Consider the following 21,202-nt stretch of genomic DNA (forward strand, 5'->3'; position numbering starts at 1 on the left):
CGTAAATACAGGGACAAGCCCAGCGGGCTCAATGGCTATTCTGCTTGCTTAATACTAATCGCTTGATTTGGGCACGGAGCAACACAGGCGCCACAACCCGTACATAGGCTTGTATCAATTTTAGGCATAGGCGCTTTGCCTACACTTAGGGTGAAACTGATGGCGCGGGGCTCACAAGCATCCTTACAACTTTGGCACCAAATACCTTGAAAGGTTAAGCAGTTATTTTGAATCTCCGCGATGTGTTGCCATGGCGTTTGGGTCAAATCAAACAACTTTTGCTCAGGACAGACAGTGGCGCATTGAGTACAAAAAGTGCATTCATTGTCCTTAAACGAGACTTCAGGAAAGCCGCCATCACCTTTGAAAATTATCTTAGTTTCACAGGCGGTGATACAGGCTGAGCAGCGAGTACAGATATCGGTAAATTCTACCCCCTCGCGCACCCAAGGCGGCCTAATCGCCAAGGACTTTCGGCGACTAAAAAGACTACGGCGACTGTGATTAATGCTTTCTGTCATAGGTGTTTAATGAATAACAATTTTTATTAATCGAGAAGAAAAATGGCTTGGGAATTACCACAAGCCATTTAGATGATTAGCTTTTATAACCATTGGGATTGGTTGATTGCCAATGCCAACTGCTATTTGCCATATCCTCAAGACTATGGGTCGCCTGCCAGCCCAAATCGGTTCTAGCATGCTCTGGGTTTGCATAACAGGCGGCAATATCTCCTGGGCGGCGTGGTGCAATCTGATAGGCAATCGATTTACCACAGGCCTTCTCGAAGGCTTTAACCATATCGAGCACGCTATAACCTTGGCCTGTACCTAGATTGTAGGTGACAAGCCCTGGTTTTGTGGCGAGTTTCTCAAGGGCTTTAAGGTGACCAATAGCTAAATCCACCACATGGATATAATCACGAACGCCAGTACCATCATGGGTTGGGTAATCATTGCCGAACACACTGAGGGCCTCGCGTTTACCCACGGCGACTTGGGCGATAAATGGCATCAAGTTATTCGGAATATCGTTAGGATCTTCGCCAATCAAACCACTGGCATGGGCACCAACGGGATTGAAGTAACGTAAACGAGCGATATTCCAACTTGGGTCGCTATGGTGTAAATCCGCCAGAATATGCTCAACCATCAATTTAGATTGACCATAGGGGTTAGTTGCACCCGTTGGAAAATCTTCGGTAATGGGCAGGCTAGCAGGATCACCATACACAGTTGCCGAGGAACTAAAGACGAGATTTTTCACCTTAAACTCTGCCATCACTTGGCAAAGAATTAAGGTGCCAGTCACGTTATTCTCATAGTATTTCAGTGGTTTAGCTACTGACTCACCGACGGCCTTTAATCCAGCAAAGTGGATAACGGCATCGATGTTATGATCGCTAAAGACTTTCTGCAGTAAGGCCTTATTGAGAATATCGCCTTGGTAGAATGTGACCGATTTACCGGTAATGCGCTCGACACGGTTTAGTGCTTCGATACTTGAATTAGACAGGTTGTCTAATACAATCACTTCGCTTCCCGCATTAAGTAATTCCACTACGGTATGAGTGCCAATATAACCAGCGCCTCCGGTCACTAAAATCGTCATTATTTAATTCCCTTTACAACTGTTTTTAAGTAGTGGGCAAAATCTTCACCGATTTCGCTGTGGCGCAGAGCGTATTCTACGTTAGCGCGCATATAGCCTTGTTTGTTACCGCAGTCGTGACTCTTACCTTGCATATAGTAAGCGTTTACGGTTTCTTGCTTCATTAACATCGCAATGGCGTCTGTTAATTGGATTTCATCACCTGCGCCCGCAGGCGTTTTGGCCAGCAATGGCCAAATTGCTGCGGGTAACACGTAACGGCCAACAACGGCTAAGTTAGATGGCGCTTCATCAACTGGAGGTTTTTCAACGAGTTCGACTAATGGCTCTGATTCACCAGGCTGTAAATCGTGGCCGTTCACATCGGCAATACCATATTGATTAACTAAATGATGTGGTACGCCTTCAACCATGATTTGACCCACTTGGGTTTCATCAAACAGGCTTACCATTGCGGCAAGGTTATCGGTTTTTAAGTCGCAACTGGCGTCATCGATAATCACATCCGGCAGCAATACGGCAAAAGGTGCATCACCTACTACGGATTTAGCGCATAAAATCGCGTGACCTAAGCCTTTAGCTTGGGATTGACGTACGCTGATCACCGTCACGTCTTTCGGGCAAATGGATTGCACCGCTTCGAGTAATTGACGTTTTACGCGGCGCTCTAATTGCGCTTCTAATTCAAAACTGGTGTCGAAATGGTTTTCGATAGAGTTTTTACTGGCGTGGGTTACGAGCACAATTTCTTTGATACCCGCGGCAATAGCTTCACTAACGACATATTGGATCAGTGGCTTATCAACAACAGGGAGCATTTCCTTAGGGATAGCTTTGGTCGCAGGAAGCATACGAGTGCCAAGTCCGGCGACAGGAATAACGGCTTTACGAATTTGATGTTGTTTCATTGCGAACCTTCAGATTAAGGAGAGGCGATTATTGGGCAATATTGTAAATGACCTACGCAGAAAAGCCATTTGCAAACGCCGAAATTTGTCGGTTTTTCTGCATATTATCTGTTTATCGTCGTCATTTTTACGTTTGAATGTCAAGGATTGATACCCGTCTGGGTGAGTCTGTATGTATATTGTCCATGCTTTTTAAACGACTTGTAATATTTGCTTTACGTTTACGTCACATTGGCGCGCAAACAATAAACTGTGAGGGAGTTAACAAAAATCGAGGCTTAGATCACTATGGAGGCATTAGCGTCAGCCATGAAGTGAATTTTATGACTAAAGAAATTGCGCACACTGCGCCCTATGTTGCGAGAAGTGCAGATGATTCAGGGTATATCCATTACCCACAGGAAGAACATGAGATTTGGAGCCAATTGTATGCACGCCAAGCGGTGAACCTGCCTAGGCGTGCCTGTAAGGAGTATCTGCAGGGACTTGATGCCTTGGCGATGCCCAAGGATCGCATCCCACAATTGGCGGAGATAGACAAAGTGCTACAGGCCACCACGGGCTGGAAAACCGCGGCCGTGCCCGCCTTAATTTCCTTTGGTCGATTCTTTGAGCTATTGGCTAACAAGGAGTTTCCGGTCGCGACTTTTATCCGCCGTAAGGAAGAGTTTGATTACCTGCAAGAGCCAGATATTTTCCATGAGATTTTTGGTCATTGCCCCTTGTTGACCAATCCATCTTTTGCCCATTTCTCGCATATGTATGGTCAATTAGGCTTAAATGCCAGCAAGGAAGACCGAGTATTTTTGGCACGCTTGTATTGGTTTACCGTCGAGTTTGGTTTGCTCAAGCCTCAAGAGGGTGAACTGTGTATCTATGGCGGTGGTATTTTAAGTTCTCCTGGAGAAACCTTATATGCGATGGAAAGCCTAGTGCCTGAACGTAAACCGTTCGATCTTTTAGATGTGCTACGCACGCCTTATCGTATCGATATTATGCAGCCAATTTACTATGTGATTGAACATATTGATGTATTAGATGAAATCGCCAAAATGGACATTATGGCCTATGTGGCTAAGGCGCGGCAGCTCGGCTTGTTTGCCCCTAAATATCCGCCCAAGGCCAAGGCAAGTTAATGACCGACTCTAAGTAATAAACGAATTAAATAAAGCGTAATAAGAGCAACGGATTGAACCTGTGATGTTGCCAATAGGAGTATGTATGACCGCGTTAACCCAAATGAAATGTGAAGCTTGCCAAGCCGATGCACCGAAAGTGACCGATGAAGAATTGGCCGAGCTTATCCGCATGATCCCCGATTGGGGCGTGCAAGTGCGTGACGGCATCATGCAATTGGAACGGGTGTACAAGTTTAAAAACTTTAAACTAGCAATGGCATTTACCAATAAGTTGGCGGAATTGGCCGAGGAAGAATTCCACCATCCTGGTATTTTAACCGAGTGGGGCAAGGTGACCGTGACTTGGTGGTCACACTCAATTAAGGGCCTCCATAAGAATGATTTCATTATGGCGGCCAAGACCGACCAGTTATTAGATTAAAAAGTTAATATTTAAAATCAGCATCTTAATGCAATTTTGATGCTGATTTTTTCTTCCTGTTACAAATGCACTGTAAACTAGGCTTGCCACTTTGAGCGTAACCTTCTAACGTATACACGCCCAGCTATTTATCTAGTCCCTTACGTTTGCGTAAACTGAACTTGTTTCGTCAAACGCATGTCTTATGAAGGTCACCTCAGGGACTATAGCTCGCACGTTTTATTCCAAAATTCGAATCAAAAAAGGGAATATCAGTCATTATGCGCTTGGAAGTTAGCTGTCAAGATCGCGTGGGTTTAGCGAAAGACATCTTAGTCGTGTTAGAACGTTATGGCATTAATCTCATTGCCATTGATGCCAGTAACCAAGGTTTTCTTTACCTGCAATTTGCTGAAGTCAGTTTTGAAACCTTAAGCGCCTTGATGCCGCAGATCCGCAAAGTGGAGGGCGTCCACGATGTACGAACGGTGTCATTTATGCCGTCGGAGCAAGAACACTACGCCTTAAAAACCCTACTTAAAACTCTCCCAGACTCTGTGTTTTCCATCGACGTGAAGGCGCGTATTCGCATTGTGAACGAATCGGCGCTGCTCAATATGGGCATGGGTGAACACGAAGTGCTTGATGAATCCTTAAACCATTGGGTACAAGGGTTTAACTTCAGCCGCTGGCTCAGTGAGGGCCAAGTGCTGCCGCAGGCGGCGCGGGTGAATATCGGCCAAAACGAATATCTGGCTGAAATGTTACCGATTTATTTACCCGATGAGGACGAGAAAACTATCCTCGTCGGTGCGGTGGTGTCGCTTAAATCGCCTGCGCGGGTGGGTAAACAATTTAATGCGCTGCAAAATCAAACCACAGGCTTTGAAAATGTATTGGCCAGCAGTGACAAGATGAAAGAAGTGCTAAAACAAGCCCGCCGCATGGCGCAGCTCGATGCGCCATTACTGATCACGGGCGAAACTGGCACCGGTAAAGAATTAATGGCCAGAGCCAGCCATGATGCCAGCATGCGCCGCGAAAAACCGTTTATTGCCATCAACTGTGCGGCATTGCCCGATAGCGCCGCCGAAGAAGAACTGTTTGGCTACGTTAGCCAAGGTAAAGTCATTAAACGTGGTTTTTTTGAAGAGGCGAAGGGCGGCACTGTATTTCTTGATGAAGTGGCCGAAATGTCCAAGGCGGCACAGGTTAAATTGCTGCGGTTATTACAGGATGGCACCTTTAGACGTATAGGTGGCGACGAAGAAGTCCGCGCCGATGTACGGATTATCTGCTCGACCCAGAAAAACTTAGCCGAGTTGTGCCAAACCGGTGAGTTTAGAGAAGATTTGTACTATCGCATCCATGTGCTTAGCTACCATATTCCGTCACTGCGCGAGCGCAAGGTCGATATCATTCCGCTGACGGAGATGTTCCTCGAGCATTACAGTCAGCAACTCTCTAGTCCTGTCAGGCGGATTTCGGCCCAATGCCGCGATCATCTATTAACTTACGCTTGGCCGGGTAACGTGCGTCAGCTTAAGAATGCGGTTTTCAGAGCCGTATCCATGTGGGATGGTTCAGGCGAGCTGACCGTTGAGCAACTTAAGTTACCATCCTACGCCGAAGGTTTTGGTTATTTCGATAATGCCTTCGAAGGTAATCTCGATGATGCGATGAAGCAATTTGAGGCTAGCTTACTGCGCCGCTTGTATCCTGCTTACCCTAGTACTCGCCAATTGGCGAAGAAATTGGGCGTGTCTCATACGGCTATCGCCAATAAACTCAGGGAATATAAGATCGCCAAGCCAAAGTAATCTTGCTTTAAGCTTAGGATGTAACAGTATCGTTCCACTTTGTTGTCGACTTTTTCACCATATCGTTCAGCGAAATAGTGACAAGCGGCAACAGGGTAGGAAACGTAATGATTAGTTTACAAAATGTGAAAAAATAAGCTGAAATGTGATTTTGCTCACGCTATAGGAATCCGTCGTCGCTTCGGGTATTTCTACGCGCAGCAAACCCTAATACAGAGTCAATATAGGTTTTTATTCACCTATGTTCTCGTCAGCAAAAAATTCGCGTTAGCTGATATTGTCGGTTAACTATAACGAGATAAAAAGCGCAGTACGCCGAGCCGTAGAAGCACAGGAGCAGATATGAAACTTGCCAGTTATAACAATGGTCGCCGCGATGGTCAGTTAATGTTAGTGAGCCGCGATCTTACTCAAACGGTGGCTGTGCCAGCGATTGCCCATACGATGCAACAATTACTCGATGGTTGGGAATTGCTCAAACCGCAATTACAAGAATTGTATGATGCGCTCAACGAAGGCAAATTACCGAACGCGCAAGCCTTCGATGAAACCAAATGTTTATCACCCTTACCACGCGCTTATCAGTGGGCCGATGGTAGTGCCTATGTAAACCATGTGGAATTAGTGCGTAAGGCGCGCGGCGCTGAAATGCCAGAAACCTTCTGGACCGATCCGCTGTTTTACCAAGGCGGCTCTGACAGCTTTATCGCGCCCAAGGCGGATATCCCGCTGGCGAGCGAAGACTGGGGCATCGATTTCGAATCGGAAATCGCTGTGATCACTGATGATGTGCCCATGGGCGTGAGTGTTGAAAATGCAGCGAAACACATCAAACTGCTGATGTTAGTCAATGATGTGTCACTGCGTAATTTGATCCCTGCTGAACTCGCCAAAGGTTTTGGTTTCTTCCAATCTAAACCTTCGAGCAGCTTCTCGCCGGTAGCCATTACGCCAGATGAATTAGGCCCACGTTGGGAAGATTCAAAGGTGCACCTACCGCTTATCACATACCTAAACGGTGAGTTATTTGGCCGCCCGAATGCGGGTGTCGATATGACCTTTAACTTCAGCCAGTTAATTAGCCATGTTGCCAAAACCCGTCCATTGGGTGCGGGCGCCATTATCGGGTCTGGTACGATTTCTAACTATGACCGCAGTGCTGGCTCAAGCTGTTTGGCCGAGAAACGTATGCTTGAAGTGATTAGCAACGGCAAAGCTAGCACACCGTTTATGCGTTTTGGCGACACAGTACGCATCGAAATGCTCGATGATAATGGCGCCTCTATTTTTGGCGCTATCGATCAAAAAGTGGTTGAGTACAAGGCGTAAGGCTTTTTTATTTGAAAAGTGATAGATAATATCGACGGGGCTATTTAGCCCCGTTTTTTCAGCATGACAAAAGGACAGCGTGAGATGAAACTATACGGTTATTGGCGCTCTAGCGCCGCCTATCGTGTGCGTATTGCCCTCAATCTTAAAGGCGTGAGCGCCGAGCAGTTATCGGTGCATTTAGTGCGTGATGGTGGTGAGCAGCACAAAGCGGACTATATCGCGCTAAACCCGCAGGAGCTAGTCCCCACTTTGGTGGTGGATGATGAGCAGGATGGGGATGCGTTATCCCAATCTTTAGCCATTATTGAGTATCTAGATGAACTCTATCCAAAGACACCGCTATTACCCGCATCAGCCCTTGAGCGTGCCCATGTGCGTGGCATGGCATTAACCATCGCCTGTGAAATTCATCCACTCAATAACCTGCGGGTATTGCAGTATTTAACTCAGAAGCTGAACGTCGACGAAGAAGCTAAAACCGCTTGGTATCACCATTGGGTAGCAACGGGATTTGCGGCGCTTGAGACCCAGCTGGCGCGCCATAGTGGCCGATATTGCTTTGGGGATAAGGTGACTATCGCTGATTTGTGTTTAGTGCCGCAGGTGTACAACGCGCAGCGTTTTAATGTGGATTTAACGCCTTACCCCAATATTATGCGAGTATGGGCTGAATGTAATTTATTGCCTGCCTTTGCGGATGCGGCGCCCGAGCGCCAGGCCGATGCGGTTTAACCTATCATTAACTGCTCATTAAGTGCGATGAAATCGATGATGAAGTGGCGTGAGTCGATGTCACTTCTGTGTTTCTAACTTATTGAAGCGGATATTGGCCATGACTGAAGCCGAATTAAATGCATTGTTATGCGCATGGCTAAGCCAAGATAAACAGCGGTTAAGGGCACTTGAATTAGCGCAGCAATGTGCCCAAGTGTATGATATTCCGCAGTGGTGCTTGGCGGCGGGGTTTGTCCGTAATCTGGTGTGGGACAAATTACACGATATTAAGCCGCGTCCGTTAAACGATATCGATCTGATTTACTATTGTCCCTTGGATACTCTTCCTGAGCGAGATAGGGCGATAGAAGCTTACCTACAAACACTGGCGCCAGACTTACCTTGGTCAGTAAAAAATCAGGCGCGAATGCACCTTAAGCATCTCGACAATCCCTATCAATCGACACAGGATGCAATGTGTTATTGGCCCGAAATCGAAACTGCTGTCGGTGTGTCGCTTGAACAGACGCTTAAGTTTTCTGCTCCAGCCATTGAAGGCTTACACATCATCGCCCCCTTTGGCTTAACCTCATTATTTGCCTTACAACTAACGCCCAATCCTCGGCGTCCCTTAGCGTTATTTCAGCAACGGTTAGCCGCAAAGTCTTGGCGTAAACAATATCCGCGACTAGCTATAGCCTATTGAGCCATTTGGTTAACATGAGTTAGAGGCTTATTCTTTTATTCGCAGATGAGTGAGTGTAAACCGAAATAAGCACCTTCTAGGTCGATTCTTAATTCCTGTCTTTGCCTGCTTTTGGATTCTTTCGCGTTTTTTCTACTGAATATCGTCGAATTTCATCGGATTTTAATTTCAATCTATGTTGATTAAATGTAAATGGCGAAATTGGTAATTTTTCTCCTATTACCTCTTCTGGAGGTGATTAGTGATGGCTAATTAATGCGGTTGGTCACAAAAAATGAACCGGTATTGTCAATAAATGTTTAGATAACGTGACTTGTATCTCATGGTTTATACCTCGAAATAAGTATCACCGCTTAATCTTGATTTAGATCAATAAGGTGAATAATTTTATCTGGCAGTGTAAGCGTCAATTGTTAAGGATGTAATGTAAAACAAAAACCTATGTTGTACATATGGAGTATGATGATGAATAAAACTACTGTTTCTACACTGATCGCTGCCACCCTGTTAGCCGCTGGTTTCTCTGCTTCTGTTTCTGCCCATCAAGCGGGCGATATCATTGTTCGTGCCGGTGCTGTGGTTGTTGCGCCAAATGAATCGAGTGATGATGTTGTCATTCCAGGAAAAAATTTAGGTGAATTTCAAGTTAGTAACAACACTCAGTTGGGCTTGAACTTTGGTTATATGTTGACCGATAACATTGGTATTGAGCTATTAGCTGCGACTCCATTTAGCCACGATGTGTCTTTAAATGGTGTTGGTAAGATTGCGGAAACTAAGCATTTACCACCAACTTTAGTGGCACAGTACTATTTTGGTGATGCTCAATCTACATTACGTCCATATATAGGCGTGGGTGTGAACTACACTAACTTCTTCGACAATGAATTCACCAACGATTTAGGTGGTGCTTTAACTGACTTAAGTATGAGCACCTCTTGGGGCCTAGCGGCGCAAGTGGGTTTAGACTATCAAGTGAATAAAAACTGGTTAGTTAACGCCTCTGTATGGTACGCACAAATTGATAGTGATGTGAAATTTAAGTTTCAAGGCGCACCAGTTACAATCAGCACCGACATTAACCCATGGGTTTATATGGTCAGCGTGGGTTACACTTTCTAATCATCTGATTTTAAAGTAACAAAAAAGGAGCCAGCGGCTCCTTTTTTGTTTTCGCAGTGTAATAAAGCTAAACGCGGAACAACACTACTTTTTAGCCTTTTTCGGCTTCCAGTGGCGTGTGTTATAGATAAACTCAGGCAGTAATTTAGTCAGCCAAGCCACTAAGCGCCAACGCTTGGTTACATAGACACGACGTTTACCCTGCTGCATGGCCTTAATGATCTGCGCCGCCACTTGCGGGAGCGGGGCAAGCCATAGCGTGCTTTGCTGCATGGCGGCCTTATCCAGTAAACCAAGTTGAATATCGGTAATAGTAATGGGCAATTTAAGCCGCTGGGCATGCATGCTTAAGCCTTCCAAATAGTTTTGCGCAAAGGCTTTAGAGGCATGGTAAGCCACACTCGGGCCGCCGCGCAGACCAGCAATCGAGTTGATGGCGGCAAGCTGGCCATAACCCTGTTCGCGAAATAATCTAAATGCGGTATTGCAGATAGCGGCAAAGCCCCGCACATTGACGTCGATAATATCTTGCTCTGGTAGCCATGGCAGCTCAGGGTCGTAACTATTCAGTCCGGTATTCACCAAGACTAAATGAGCACCGCCGAGACTTTGCCAGACGTTTTCAAGCTGTTCGATGATAATGCTTGGCTGTTCAATTTGCAGTGAAAATACTTGTACTTTGGTAGGTAAGGTCGAGGCGAACTCGCGCAGCGATTCAACATCCTGTGCAAAAAGTGCTAATTCAACTTGCTGTTCGGCCAATTGTTTGGCAAGTTCGCGGCTTAAATGTGAGCTAGCGCCCACAATTATCGCAGTTGCTTGGGTCATAAATTTTTCGGCATCGAAATGGTGGCTTATCATAGGAAGATATGCCCAGCATGACAAGATTTATAGCTTGGGCGTATAGACATCCAGAAGTCTTTATGTATGATTAGGAGAAATGAAATGACACATGGGTTAAGGATTAGCGGACTGACATCTGCATGGCAAAAATTGACGGCAATGGTATTACTCACTGTGACGATGATGATGACAGGTTGTGCAACACCAAATGCGGTTGTTGAGATTAAAGGTGAGGCCATGTATCGCGAACGTATCGCACTGCCTGCCGATGCCAAGTTGATTGTGCAGTTGCTTGATGTCTCTAAGATGGATGTACCTGCTGTGGTGATGGCAGAGCGTGAGAGTCAAGGCGCTAAAACCCCTACGCCATTTAGTTTTACTATAGGGCGCGATCAGTTTGAAGCAGGGCATACCTATGCCATTGGTGCAAGGATAATGCTCGGTGATAAGTTATTGTTTATTAATACTCAAGCCTATCATGTCGATCTCAATTCGACTGAGCCTATGACGATACTGCTTGAGAAAGTCGGCCGCTAATTTGTTTGCTCTTTGCTGAGTGGCATACGCGCGCCGGAACCCTTGATTGTTTGAACAGAAGAGGCGCGGTATGCCAGTTAAAATTCCAGATCATCTGCCAGCAGCAGGGATTTTAGAATCTGAAAATATTTTCGTAATGTCCGAAACCCGGGCCGCCAATCAGGATATCAGACCGATGAAGGTACTGATCCTGAACTTGATGCCCAATAAAATTGAGACCGAAACCCAGCTTCTACGCCTTTTAGGCAACACGCCCTTGCAGGTGGATGTGGATTTACTGCGTATTCACGATAAAGAGTCGAAGCACACTTCTATCGATCATATGAACACCTTCTACCGTGATTTTGAGGATGTGCGCCATAAAAACTACGACGGCCTAATCATCACTGGCGCGCCGTTAGGGCAAATTGATTTTGAAGATGTGACTTATTGGGACCATATCCGTGAAATTATCGATTGGTCACAGCAGCATGTTACCTCGGTGCTCTTCCTTTGTTGGGCTGCTCACGCTGGGCTTTACCATCTCTATGGATTAAATCGTAAAATTCTTGAGCAAAAGCGCTCAGGGGTGTTTGTCCATCGCCGCACCTGCCAGCATTTTCCGCTGCTACGCGGATTTGATGATGAGTTCTTTGCACCGCATTCCCGCTTTGCCGAGATGGATATTGAAGAGCTTAAGCGACATCCTGAACTACAAGTGCTGGCAGAGTCCGAGGAGGCCGGAGCCTATTTGGTCCTCAGTCGCAATAATCGCAACCTGTTTGTCATGGGTCACCCTGAGTATCAAAAATCTACCTTAAACGATGAATATCATCGGGATTTGGCGCAGGGATTAAACCCAAATGTGCCACAAAACTATTATCGTAACGATGATCCTAAGGCCGATGCCATTGCCCGTTGGCACAGCCATGGCAGTTTGTTGGTGAGTAATTGGCTTAACTATTACGTTTACCAATTAACGCCTTACGACCTGAGTGATATGACGGCGATGACGCCATGGGAATCGCAGTAGGGACGTTGTTTTAGTTTGTCAGGCATTGACGGTTTCTTAAGCTCAATGCCTGTTGAATCACCTCGCTATGCTGTTTCTGTTTGCTTGAATTTTTTGAACTGACTAGGGCGTGTTGACGTTTCAGGGTTATTTTTGCAGCAATTTGGCTGGCTTTTATGCAAGGCAAAGTCCGTGCAGTGTAGTTATTCTACATAAACGGACGATAACGCAGCAGAAAAGCCAGCCAAATGCTGCCCGAAGGGTTCGTCTGGCAAGCCCTTGCTCTTTGTCGCTCGTCATTTGAGTAGAATAACTACACATCATTCCTCGTTTCGCGAGCACGAACTTGCCAGAACGAACAAAATCTAATCTCGAAACGTCAACACGCCCTCATAAATTTACCATTCACTTAGCCACTGTTTGCTCGCCTGTTAACCTCATTTGTCTTTGCGCTGTTCAACCTCAGCAGGTATGGTTTGCGTTACTGCTGCAAGGCAAGCGCTTTTATTGAGTCACTTCCACCTTGTTACCATTTCAAATGCCGTTAAGGCCTCTCGACTGTAAATTCTGACTGACAATCAGGCGTGGATAAAATCGATACATTAGACCAAGGAATACTTGCTTTACGTTCGCGTAAACGTCAGAGTGGTTTCATTGTTACTATTTATCCGCCGCTGGCGTGTGTTACCGCCAAGGCACATTTAGCTTGGAGTCCCCATGAGTACTGAACAATTTAACCAAGAGATCGTTATTGTTGCCGCTAAACGCACCCCAATGGGTGGCTTTCAAGGCAGTTTGTCTGGCGTAACGTCTCCGAGCTTAGCGGCCACCGCCATCAAAGCCCTGTTAGCTGATACCCAAGTTGCGGGTGATAAGGTTGATGAAGTGTTAATGGGCTGCGTATTGCCAGCGGGTCTGGGTCAAGCACCTGCGCGTCAGGCAACCTTAGGTGCAGGTTTACCCCTGTCTGTTGGCGCTACGACCGTAAACAAAGTCTGTGGCTCTGGGATGAAAACCGTGATGCTTGCCCACGATTTACTCAAAGCGGGCAGTGCTAAGTTGGTGGTTGCGGGTGGTATGGAAAGCATGAGCCAAGCGCCTTACTTGCTCGACAAAGCGCGCGCTGGCATGCGTATGGGTCATGGCAAAGTATTAGATCATATGTTCCTCGATGGTTTAGAAGATGCCTACACCGGCGGCGCCATGGGCACATTCGCCCAGAAAACCGCCGATGAATTTGGTATCACTCGCGAGCAAATGGATGCGTTTGCTTTAAGCTCACTGGAAAAAGCCAATGCGGCTATTACTTCTGGCGCCTTCAAGGCGGAAATTGTACCTGTGACTGTGAGCGATCGCCGTGGTGATGTGACTATCGATACCGATGAGCAGCCAGGCAATGCCCGCCCTGAAAAAATCCCTGCACTGCGCCCAGCCTTTGCTAAAGACGGCACTATTACTGCGGCAAACTCAAGCTCGATTTCCGATGGTGCAGCGGCGCTGATGCTAACCACCCGCGCCAATGCCGAGCAGTTAGGCTTAACTGTGCTTGCCACTATTAAGGGTCACACAACACATGCCCAGGAGCCATCACTCTTTACCACTGCGCCCGTTGGCGCGATGGCAAAACTGTTGAGCAATGTCGGCTGGTCTAAGGATGAGGTTGACCTGTTCGAAATCAACGAAGCCTTTGCCATGGTGACTATGCTGGCCGTTTCTGAATTAGGTTTAGACATGGCAAAAGTAAACGTGAATGGCGGTGCCTGTGCCTTAGGTCATCCTATCGGTTGCTCGGGCGCACGTTTGCTGGTGACCTTAATTCATGCACTTAAAGCCCGTGGGCTTAAGCGCGGCGTAGCCTCACTCTGTATCGGTGGCGGCGAAGCAACCGCTATGGCTATCGAAGTCTAAGCAAAGGCTTAATCGCGAATAACTGCTAAATCAACAAGACCAAGACTGAGCTGGCAAGGGCAAACATCCCGCTGAGGATAAACATAATATCACACCGCCAGCTCGACCCTAAACAAGGAAAAGGATTGCAACATGACCACACAAGTTAAGCATTACATCGATGGCGAATTCACCACAGGCACAGGTACATCACAAATCGTGGTGACCAATCCCGCTAATAATGAGCCAATCGCCCTTATCAACAGCGCTACGGCCGATGAAGTGCACGTGGCCATTGCCAGTGCCAAGGCGGCTTTTAAGACGTGGAAAGAAGTGCCAGTGTCTGAGCGTGCCCGTGTCATGTTGCGCTACCAACACTTGTTAAAAGAACACCACGACGAACTGGCGACTATCCTTGCCAAAGAAACCGGCAAAACCTTTGAGGATGCCAAGGGCGATGTGTGGCGCGGAATTGAAGTGGCGGAACATGCCTGCAACATTGCTTCATTACTGATGGGCGAAACCGTTGAGAACGTCGCGCGTTCAATCGATACCTACAGCTACACTCAGCCTCTGGGTGTGTGTGCGGGCATCACGCCGTTTAACTTCCCTGCGATGATCCCACTGTGGATGTTCCCACTGGCGATTGCCTGCGGTAACACATTTATCCTTAAGCCATCAGAGCAAGACCCTATGACGCCGCAGCGCTTAGTTGAGCTATTTGTCGAAGCGGGTGCGCCAAAGGGCGTATTACAGCTGGTGCATGGCGATAAAACTGCGGTCGATATCCTACTGGCCGATCCTGCGGTAAAAGCCATTTCCTTCGTCGGCTCTGTGGCTGTAGGTCAATACATCTACAAAACCGGTACCGATAACTTAAAACGCGTGCAAGCCTTTGCTGGGGCAAAAAACCACTGCGTGATCATGCCTGATGCGAATAAGCAGCAAGTGATCAACAACTTGGTCGGTGCATCGGTCGGTGCAGCGGGGCAACGCTGTATGGCGATTTCGGTCGCGGTATTTGTCGGCGCGGCTAAAGAGTGGATCCCTGAGCTCAAAGAAGCGCTGGCGAAGGTTCGCCCAGGTTTATGGGACGATAAAGAAGCCGGTTACGGCCCGCTGATCAGCCCTGCCGCTAAAGCGCGTGTGCTCAAACTTATCGCCCAAGGTAAGCAAGAGGGCGCAGAGTGTTTACTCGATGGCAGCGACTTTAGCGTGGCGGGCTATGAGTCAGGCAACTGGGTAGGACCGACCATGTTCACTAAGGTCACGACCGACATGAGCATCTATAAAGAAGAAATCTTTGGCCCTGTGCTCTGCTGTATGGAATCCGATTCATTAGAAGACGCCATCGAACTGGTTAACGCCAGCCCGTACGGCAATGGTACTTCTATCTTTACCGCCAGCGGCGCCGCAGCCCGTAAATATCAACACGAAATCGAAGTCGGCCAAGTCGGTATTAACGTGCCTATCCCTGTGCCATTACCTTTCTTCTCGTTCACGGGTTGGAAGGGCAGTTTCTACGGCGACCAACACGCCTACGGTAAGCAAGCGGTACGTTTCTACACTGAAACTAAGACCATTACTTCCCGCTGGTTCGAGTCGGACATTGCGGTGGCCGCAGGTCCAAATATGAGCATTAACTTGCGCTAAGCGGTTTAACAAACAGTTTAAACGCATTGTGAAACAGCAGGTTATTCAGTCTAAACGTGGCGCAGTTGGCGTCCATTGATGATAAGCCTGCTGATAAATTCACTGTGTATTACGCAAAGAAATTTACGAAAGAAATGGCCAAAGAGTCATAGGAGAGCCAAATGGATTTTAATTTCAACGAAGACCAACGCCAATTTGCCGATCTAGCCCGCCAGTTCGCGGCGGATGAACTCGCCCCCTTTGCCGCCAAATGGGACGAAGAACATCATTTCCCGAAGGATGTGATCCAAAAAGCCGGTGAGCTGGGTTTCTGCTCCCTGTATTCCCCCGAGTCGGAAGGTGGCATGGGCTTATCACGCTTAGATGCCTCGATTATTTTTGAGGAGCTGGCAAAGGGCTGTACAGCCACAACGGCCATGCTGACGATTCACAATATGGCCACTTGGATGGTCACCACTTGGGGTACTGATACTCTGCGTCAAACTTGGTCAGAGCCTTTGACCACGGGCCAAATGCTGGCGTCTTACTGCTTAACGGAGCCAGGTGCGGGCTCGGATGCGGCTTCACTGCAAACCAAAGCGGTGCGTGAGGGTGATGAATACGTGGTATCTGGCTCGAAGATGTTTATCTCGGGCGCAGGTTCAACTGAGCTTTTAGTTGTAATGTGCCGCACGGGTCAAGCTGGGCCAAAAGGAATATCGGCGATTGCCATTCCAGCAGATGCCGCTGGCATTATCTATGGTAAAGCTGAAGATAAAATGGGCTGGAACGCGCAGCCAACACGCTTAGTCACCTTTGATAACGTGCGCGTGCCGGTTGCAAACCTACTCGGTGAAGAAGGTCAAGGTTTTACCTTTGCGATGAAAGGCTTAGACGGTGGCCGCATCAATATCGCTACTTGCTCTGTCGGTACGGCGCAGGCGGCTTTAGAGCGTGCAACCCAGTATATGAACGAACGTCAGCAATTTGGTAAGCCGCTGGCAGCTTTCCAAGCGCTGCAATTTAAACTGGCCGATATGGCGACCGAATTAGTGGCCGCGCGTCAAATGGTGCGTCTGGCCGCCTTTAAACTCGACAGTGGCGATCCAGAAGCGACCGCCTATTGTGCGATGGCGAAGCGCTTTGCTACTGATGTGGGTTTTCAAGTTTGCGATGCGGCGCTGCAAATTCATGGCGGATATGGTTATATCAGGGAGTATCCGTTAGAGCGTCACTTCCGTGATGTTCGTGTACACCAGATTTTAGAGGGCACTAACGAAATTATGCGCCTCATTATCGCCCGTCGTTTACTCGACGAAAATGCCGGACAAATCCTTTAAGCTGCCCTAATTGGACTGTAGGATTTGGCGATAACAGATTGGAAATATAAGGGAGCCGAAACAGATGGACTATTTAGTTGAGCGTATTGAAGGCCACACGGCCATTCTGACCATGAACAATCCGCCGGCCAATACTTGGACCGCCCAGAGTTTACAGGCGCTCAAGGCCAAAGTGCTGGAGCTTAATGCCAACAAGGACATTTACGCGCTGGTGTTAACTGGCGAGGGCAACAAGTTTTTCTCCGCGGGTGCCGATTTAAAACTGTTTAGCGACGGTGATAAGGGCAATGCGGCGAGCATGGCAAAACACTTTGGCGAAGCATTTGAAACCTTAAGCCAGTTCCGCGGCGTGTCGATTGCCGCCATTAACGGTTATGCCATGGGCGGCGGCTTAGAAGTCGCGCTGGCCTGTGATATTCGTATCGCCGAAACCCAAGCCGTGATGGCACTGCCTGAGGCGACCGTTGGCCTGCTGCCCTGTGCGGGCGGTACCCAAAACCTCACTGCTTTAGTGGGCGAAGGTTGGGCAAAACGCATGATCCTCTGCGGTGAGCGGGTGAATGCCGCCCAAGCGCTGAATTTGCGTTTAGTCGAGGAAGTGGTTGAAACGGGTGAAGCTTTAAATGCGGCCATTGCCCTTGCGGCGAAGGTGGCGAATCAAAGCCCAAGCAGCGTCACCGCCTGTAAGACATTAATCCAAGCTGGGCGCCAAATGCCGCGTAGCCAAGCCTTACCGATAGAGCGTGAACTGTTTGTCGGTTTGTTCGATACTGAAGATCAGGCCGAAGGCGTGAACGCGTTTTTGGAAAAACGTAAAGCTGATTGGAAGAACCGCTAATGACAAATTTAGTAGATAAGGCTGCACACACGTCCACCACACAAAATGTGGTTTTTCAAACTTTAGCCACCGCCTCAGGTAAATTAGTTGGGGTGGTGACGCTCAATGTTGAAAAAGCCCTCAACGCCTTGGATCTCGATATGGTTCGAGCCATGACGGTGCAGCTCAATTTGTGGAAAAAAGATCCGTTAATCGCCTGTGTGGTACTCGATGGCAGCGGAGAAAAGGCGTTCTGTGCGGGTGGCGATGTACGGGCGTTATATCACGCCTCAGTTGCCGCTAAGGGACAAGTGACTGAGGTCGCTAAAGTATTCTTTGAAGAAGAATATCGTCTCGATTATCTACTACATACCTTTGGCAAACCTGTGTTGGTATGGGGTGATGGCATAGTGATGGGCGGTGGTCTCGGCTTGATGGCGGGCGCGAGTCATAGAGTGGTGACCGAAACCTCTCGTATCGCTATGCCTGAAGTCACCATCGGGCTTTATCCCGATGTGGGCGGCAGTTATTTCCTCAACCGCATGCCGGGCAAAATGGGGCTGTTTTTAGGCTTAACGGCCTATCAAATGAACGCCGCCGATGCCTGTTACGTTGGCCTTGCCGATCATTATCTGAATCGTGACGACAAAGAGCTGATGTTCGATGCCATGGCGACCCTCGACTGGAGCGATATGCCAGCGCTGAACCATCAACGACTCGACTCGATGATCAACGAACTGTCGAACCAAGTGGACATCCCTAAGGGCGATAGTTTACTGGCCGAGAGCCAAGAGATTATCGATAGGCTGATGGCGGGTAGTTTAACCGATATCGTCAGCCGTATGTCGACCTTAAGCACCGATGAAGCATGGTTAAATAAAGCCTGTGCGACTATGCTCGCGGGCAGCCCTATCAGTTGGCATTTGGCGTATATTCAAACCCAACTCGGCACTAAACTCAGCCTAGCACAATGTTTTAAATGGGAATTAACCGTCAGTGTTAACACCTGCGCTAAGGGCGATTTCTGTGAAGGCGTACGGGCACTGCTGATTGATAAAGACAGACAGCCCAAATGGCAATTTGCCGATGTGCAATCTGTGCCAAACAGCGTTATCGAGGACATTTTGACCTCACCTTGGGGAGAGGAACATCCCTTAAGCCAATTAAGCTAAGCCAATCGATGGCAGGCAAAGTGAGCACTTTGCCTGCCATTTTTATCTGGAATAACAACTATCTGGAATAATAAACACACCAGAACACAGGAGTGATGGCATGAGTACAGTAGCATTTATCGGTTTAGGTAATATGGGCGGCCCAATGGCGGCCAATTTATTAAAAGCGGGCATGACGGTACGTGTCTTCGACCTAGTGCCAGCCGCCATGCAAGCCTTGGCCGACCAAGGCGCATTAGTGTCGAGCACGGCATGCGGCGCAGCGGCTGGAGCTAATGTGGTGATCACTATGCTGCCTGCGGGTAAGCATGTTAGAAATTTATATTTAGGTAATGGCAGCGAGAAAGGCCTACTCGAGGTAGTCGCTGGCGATACCTTGCTGATTGATTGTTCGACCATTGACGCCCAAAGTGCTCAGTTGGTGGCAGCCGAAGCGGCCAAGAGCGGTATCGAGTTTATCGATGCGCCAGTCTCGGGCGGCACGGCGGGGGCGGCAGCAGGCACCTTGACCTTTATCTGTGGTGGCTCGGATATCGCCTTCGAACGCGCGCAACCCGTACTCAATGCCATGGGCAAGAATATCTTCCATGCGGGCGGTGCCGGTGCCGGTCAGGTCGCTAAAATCTGTAATAACATGCTGTTATCTGTGCTGATGGTCGGTACTTCTGAGGCGTTGCAAATGGGGATTGACCATGGTCTCGACCCTAAAGTGCTGTCAGACATTATGAAGGTCAGCAGCGGCGGTAACTGGACGCTTGAAAAGTACAATCCTTGTCCGGGTGTGATGGAGAATGTGCCTTCTTCTAAGGGCTATCAGGGAGGCTTTATGGTAGATTTGATGGTTAAAGATCTCGGCCTCTCCCAAGAAGCCGCATTATTGAGCAATTCGAGTACACCCATGGGCTCACTCGCGCGCAGCTTGTATGTGAATCATGCACGACAAGGTAATGGTCGCCGAGACTTCTCCAGTATTTTTGAACAATTTGCACCACTTAAAAAATAGATAAACAAGGGATAACCAGATGGATATAAAAGATAAGGTTGTCGTCATCACTGGCGGCGCGGGTGGTTTAGGCTTAGCAATGGCGCACAATTTTGCGCAGGCGGGCGCTAAGTTGGCGCTGATCGATGTGGATCAAGAAAAACTCGAGCGCGCCTGTGCTGATTTAGGCTCAGCCACCGAAGTCCAAGGTTATGCGTTAGATATTACCGACGAAGAAGATGTGGTTGCAGGCTTTGCTTACATATTGGAAGATTTTGGCAAAATCAACGTATTAGTGAATAACGCCGGCATCCTGCGTGATGGTATGTTAGTCAAAGCCAAAGACGGCAAAGTGACTGACCGTATGTCATTTGACCAATTCCAATCGGTTATCAATGTTAACCTCACTGGCACCTTCCTCTGTGGCCGTGAGGCTGCTGCGGCGATGATCGAGTCGGGTCAAGCTGGGGTGATTGTGAACATTTCTAGCCTAGCTAAAGCGGGTAACGTAGGACAATCTAACTACGCGGCCTCCAAAGCGGGTGTCGCGGCGATGTCTGTGGGCTGGGCAAAAGAGCTGGCGCGTTACAATATCCGTAGCGCGGCGGTAGCACCCGGGGTGATTGCCACCGAAATGACAGCGGCAATGAAACCTGAAGCCTTAGAGCGTTTAGAGAAGCTTGTGCCCGTTGGCCGTTTAGGCCAAGCGGAGGAGATAGCCTCTACCGTACGCTTTATCATTGAAAACGATTATGTAAATGGTCGTGTCTTTGAAGTGGATGGCGGTATCCGTCTGTAACATGGTATCTTATTGATATTAAACAAAACCGAGCGTTTGCTCGGTTTTTTGTTGGCTAAAGTTAGCTCTCTTTTTAGTCTGTTCGCTTGGGTAAGAGTTGTTCGGAGGTTGACATTTACTGGCTATCCTTCAACAATCGCACGCTACTTTTTTACATAACTTTACAAATAGAGTTGACATTATCGTATTGGAGTTGATTATCTGAATGTCATGGCAGGATAAAGCCCTTTGGCTGGAAAAAATTACCAAGCGGATGATGCTGATTGTCGGTGCCTTAGGAGTCATAGTGATTTACGGAGGCTTCTTTTTTCTTCTCTTCAGTGGTCGTTCGGTCGCCGTGATCCCGTGGTTTTTTCTGTTATCACCTTGGATTTGTATTTACTTTGGTCTGACGCAAGTACAACAAGCTAGCGTACTGAAATGGTTTGTTAAAAAAGTCAAAAAATAAGC

The 21,202-nt window shown here is 47.9% G+C and carries 21 protein-coding genes; 17 read left to right on the forward strand and 4 right to left on the reverse strand.

All coding sequences use genetic code 11. The features are described 5' to 3' along the window. Window positions 1–35: 35 nt before the first annotated feature. The 3 genes from napF to galU all read right to left on the reverse strand — a co-directional run bounded on the left by napF (window position 36) and on the right by galU (window position 2,519). A complete protein-coding gene (napF, locus tag M0413_RS01420; RefSeq protein ID WP_144375587.1) occupies window positions 36–521 on the reverse strand; it encodes a ferredoxin-type protein NapF in 486 nt (161 codons plus the stop codon). 76 nt (window positions 522–597) lie between these two features. Next, window positions 598–1,611: a UDP-glucose 4-epimerase GalE gene (gene galE, locus M0413_RS01425; RefSeq protein ID WP_037416814.1), complete on the reverse strand. Its 1,014-nt coding sequence runs from the start codon at window positions 1,609–1,611 to the stop codon at window positions 598–600. Continuing rightward, on the reverse strand, window positions 1,611–2,519 hold the full coding sequence (galU, locus tag M0413_RS01430) for a UTP--glucose-1-phosphate uridylyltransferase GalU (protein WP_037416817.1): 909 nt from the start codon (window positions 2,517–2,519) through the stop codon (window positions 1,611–1,613). Before galU ends, galE begins: the two co-directional genes overlap by 1 nt. A gap of 323 nt (window positions 2,520–2,842) precedes the next feature. Between galU and phhA the strand changes: the two genes are divergently transcribed. The 7 genes from phhA to ompW all read left to right on the forward strand — a co-directional run bounded on the left by phhA (window position 2,843) and on the right by ompW (window position 9,752). Beyond that, the gene (phhA, locus tag M0413_RS01435; protein WP_249552899.1) at window positions 2,843–3,655 is read left to right on the forward strand and encodes a phenylalanine 4-monooxygenase; all 813 of its coding nucleotides are present in this window, start codon (window positions 2,843–2,845) and stop codon (window positions 3,653–3,655) included. Between the two features lie 85 nt (window positions 3,656–3,740). After that, window positions 3,741–4,079, forward strand: a complete 339-nt coding sequence (locus M0413_RS01440) for a 4a-hydroxytetrahydrobiopterin dehydratase (protein WP_037416823.1) — start codon at window positions 3,741–3,743, stop codon at window positions 4,077–4,079. A gap of 260 nt (window positions 4,080–4,339) precedes the next feature. Further along, entirely contained in the window at window positions 4,340–5,878 is a 1,539-nt protein-coding gene (gene tyrR / locus M0413_RS01445; protein WP_249552901.1) for a transcriptional regulator TyrR, read from the forward strand. A 342-nt stretch (window positions 5,879–6,220) separates the two neighbouring features. Continuing rightward, window positions 6,221–7,207 (forward strand): fumarylacetoacetate hydrolase family protein, encoded by a 987-nt coding sequence (locus M0413_RS01450; RefSeq protein WP_249552903.1) that lies wholly within the window; start codon window positions 6,221–6,223, stop codon window positions 7,205–7,207. 84 nt (window positions 7,208–7,291) lie between these two features. Next, window positions 7,292–7,942 (forward strand): maleylacetoacetate isomerase, encoded by a 651-nt coding sequence (gene maiA / locus M0413_RS01455; protein ID WP_249552905.1) that lies wholly within the window; start codon window positions 7,292–7,294, stop codon window positions 7,940–7,942. A gap of 100 nt (window positions 7,943–8,042) precedes the next feature. Beyond that, window positions 8,043–8,630 (forward strand): nucleotidyltransferase family protein, encoded by a 588-nt coding sequence (locus M0413_RS01460; RefSeq protein ID WP_249552907.1) that lies wholly within the window; start codon window positions 8,043–8,045, stop codon window positions 8,628–8,630. Between the two features lie 462 nt (window positions 8,631–9,092). Further along, window positions 9,093–9,752: an outer membrane protein OmpW gene (ompW, locus tag M0413_RS01465; protein WP_249552909.1), complete on the forward strand. Its 660-nt coding sequence runs from the start codon at window positions 9,093–9,095 to the stop codon at window positions 9,750–9,752. An 84-nt stretch (window positions 9,753–9,836) separates the two neighbouring features. Here ompW and M0413_RS01470 read toward each other — a convergent pair whose 3' ends face one another. After that, a complete protein-coding gene (locus tag M0413_RS01470) occupies window positions 9,837–10,580 on the reverse strand; it encodes an SDR family NAD(P)-dependent oxidoreductase (protein WP_218738298.1) in 744 nt (247 codons plus the stop codon). Between the two features lie 117 nt (window positions 10,581–10,697). Here M0413_RS01470 and M0413_RS01475 point away from each other — a divergent pair, with 117 nt between their 5' ends. The 10 genes from M0413_RS01475 (at window position 10,698) to M0413_RS01520 (ending at window position 21,200) form a co-directional block, all read left to right on the forward strand. Further along, on the forward strand, window positions 10,698–11,132 hold the full coding sequence (locus tag M0413_RS01475; RefSeq protein ID WP_249552911.1) for a YbaY family lipoprotein: 435 nt from the start codon (window positions 10,698–10,700) through the stop codon (window positions 11,130–11,132). 70 nt (window positions 11,133–11,202) lie between these two features. Next, window positions 11,203–12,144 carry a homoserine O-acetyltransferase MetA gene (gene metA, locus M0413_RS01480; RefSeq protein WP_037416842.1) on the forward strand — a complete coding sequence of 314 codons (942 nt, stop codon included), beginning with the start codon at window positions 11,203–11,205 and terminating at the stop codon, window positions 12,142–12,144. 696 nt (window positions 12,145–12,840) lie between these two features. Then, complete coding sequence (locus M0413_RS01485; protein ID WP_169546575.1) at window positions 12,841–14,031, forward strand: thiolase family protein; 1,191 nt, start codon at window positions 12,841–12,843, stop codon at window positions 14,029–14,031. Between the two features lie 132 nt (window positions 14,032–14,163). Next, on the forward strand, window positions 14,164–15,663 hold the full coding sequence (locus M0413_RS01490; protein ID WP_218678441.1) for a CoA-acylating methylmalonate-semialdehyde dehydrogenase: 1,500 nt from the start codon (window positions 14,164–14,166) through the stop codon (window positions 15,661–15,663). A 161-nt stretch (window positions 15,664–15,824) separates the two neighbouring features. Next, window positions 15,825–16,982 carry an acyl-CoA dehydrogenase family protein gene (locus tag M0413_RS01495; protein WP_218678442.1) on the forward strand — a complete coding sequence of 386 codons (1,158 nt, stop codon included), beginning with the start codon at window positions 15,825–15,827 and terminating at the stop codon, window positions 16,980–16,982. 64 nt (window positions 16,983–17,046) lie between these two features. Beyond that, window positions 17,047–17,820: an enoyl-CoA hydratase gene (locus M0413_RS01500; protein WP_037416854.1), complete on the forward strand. Its 774-nt coding sequence runs from the start codon at window positions 17,047–17,049 to the stop codon at window positions 17,818–17,820. Further along, window positions 17,820–18,971 (forward strand): enoyl-CoA hydratase/isomerase family protein, encoded by a 1,152-nt coding sequence (locus M0413_RS01505; RefSeq protein ID WP_249552913.1) that lies wholly within the window; start codon window positions 17,820–17,822, stop codon window positions 18,969–18,971. The genes M0413_RS01500 and M0413_RS01505 overlap by 1 nt, the downstream gene beginning before the upstream one ends. Window positions 18,972–19,071: 100 nt before the next feature. After that, window positions 19,072–19,974 carry a 3-hydroxyisobutyrate dehydrogenase gene (mmsB, locus tag M0413_RS01510; RefSeq protein WP_011717646.1) on the forward strand — a complete coding sequence of 301 codons (903 nt, stop codon included), beginning with the start codon at window positions 19,072–19,074 and terminating at the stop codon, window positions 19,972–19,974. Between the two features lie 19 nt (window positions 19,975–19,993). Next, a complete protein-coding gene (locus M0413_RS01515) occupies window positions 19,994–20,752 on the forward strand; it encodes an SDR family oxidoreductase (RefSeq protein ID WP_249552915.1) in 759 nt (252 codons plus the stop codon). A 205-nt stretch (window positions 20,753–20,957) separates the two neighbouring features. Then, a complete protein-coding gene (locus M0413_RS01520) occupies window positions 20,958–21,200 on the forward strand; it encodes a hypothetical protein (RefSeq protein ID WP_037416867.1) in 243 nt (80 codons plus the stop codon). The last annotated feature ends 2 nt before the right edge of the window (window positions 21,201–21,202 follow it).

This window comes from Shewanella sp. 8A, assembly GCF_023475945.1.
GTDB lineage: Bacteria > Pseudomonadota > Gammaproteobacteria > Enterobacterales > Shewanellaceae > Shewanella > Shewanella xiamenensis.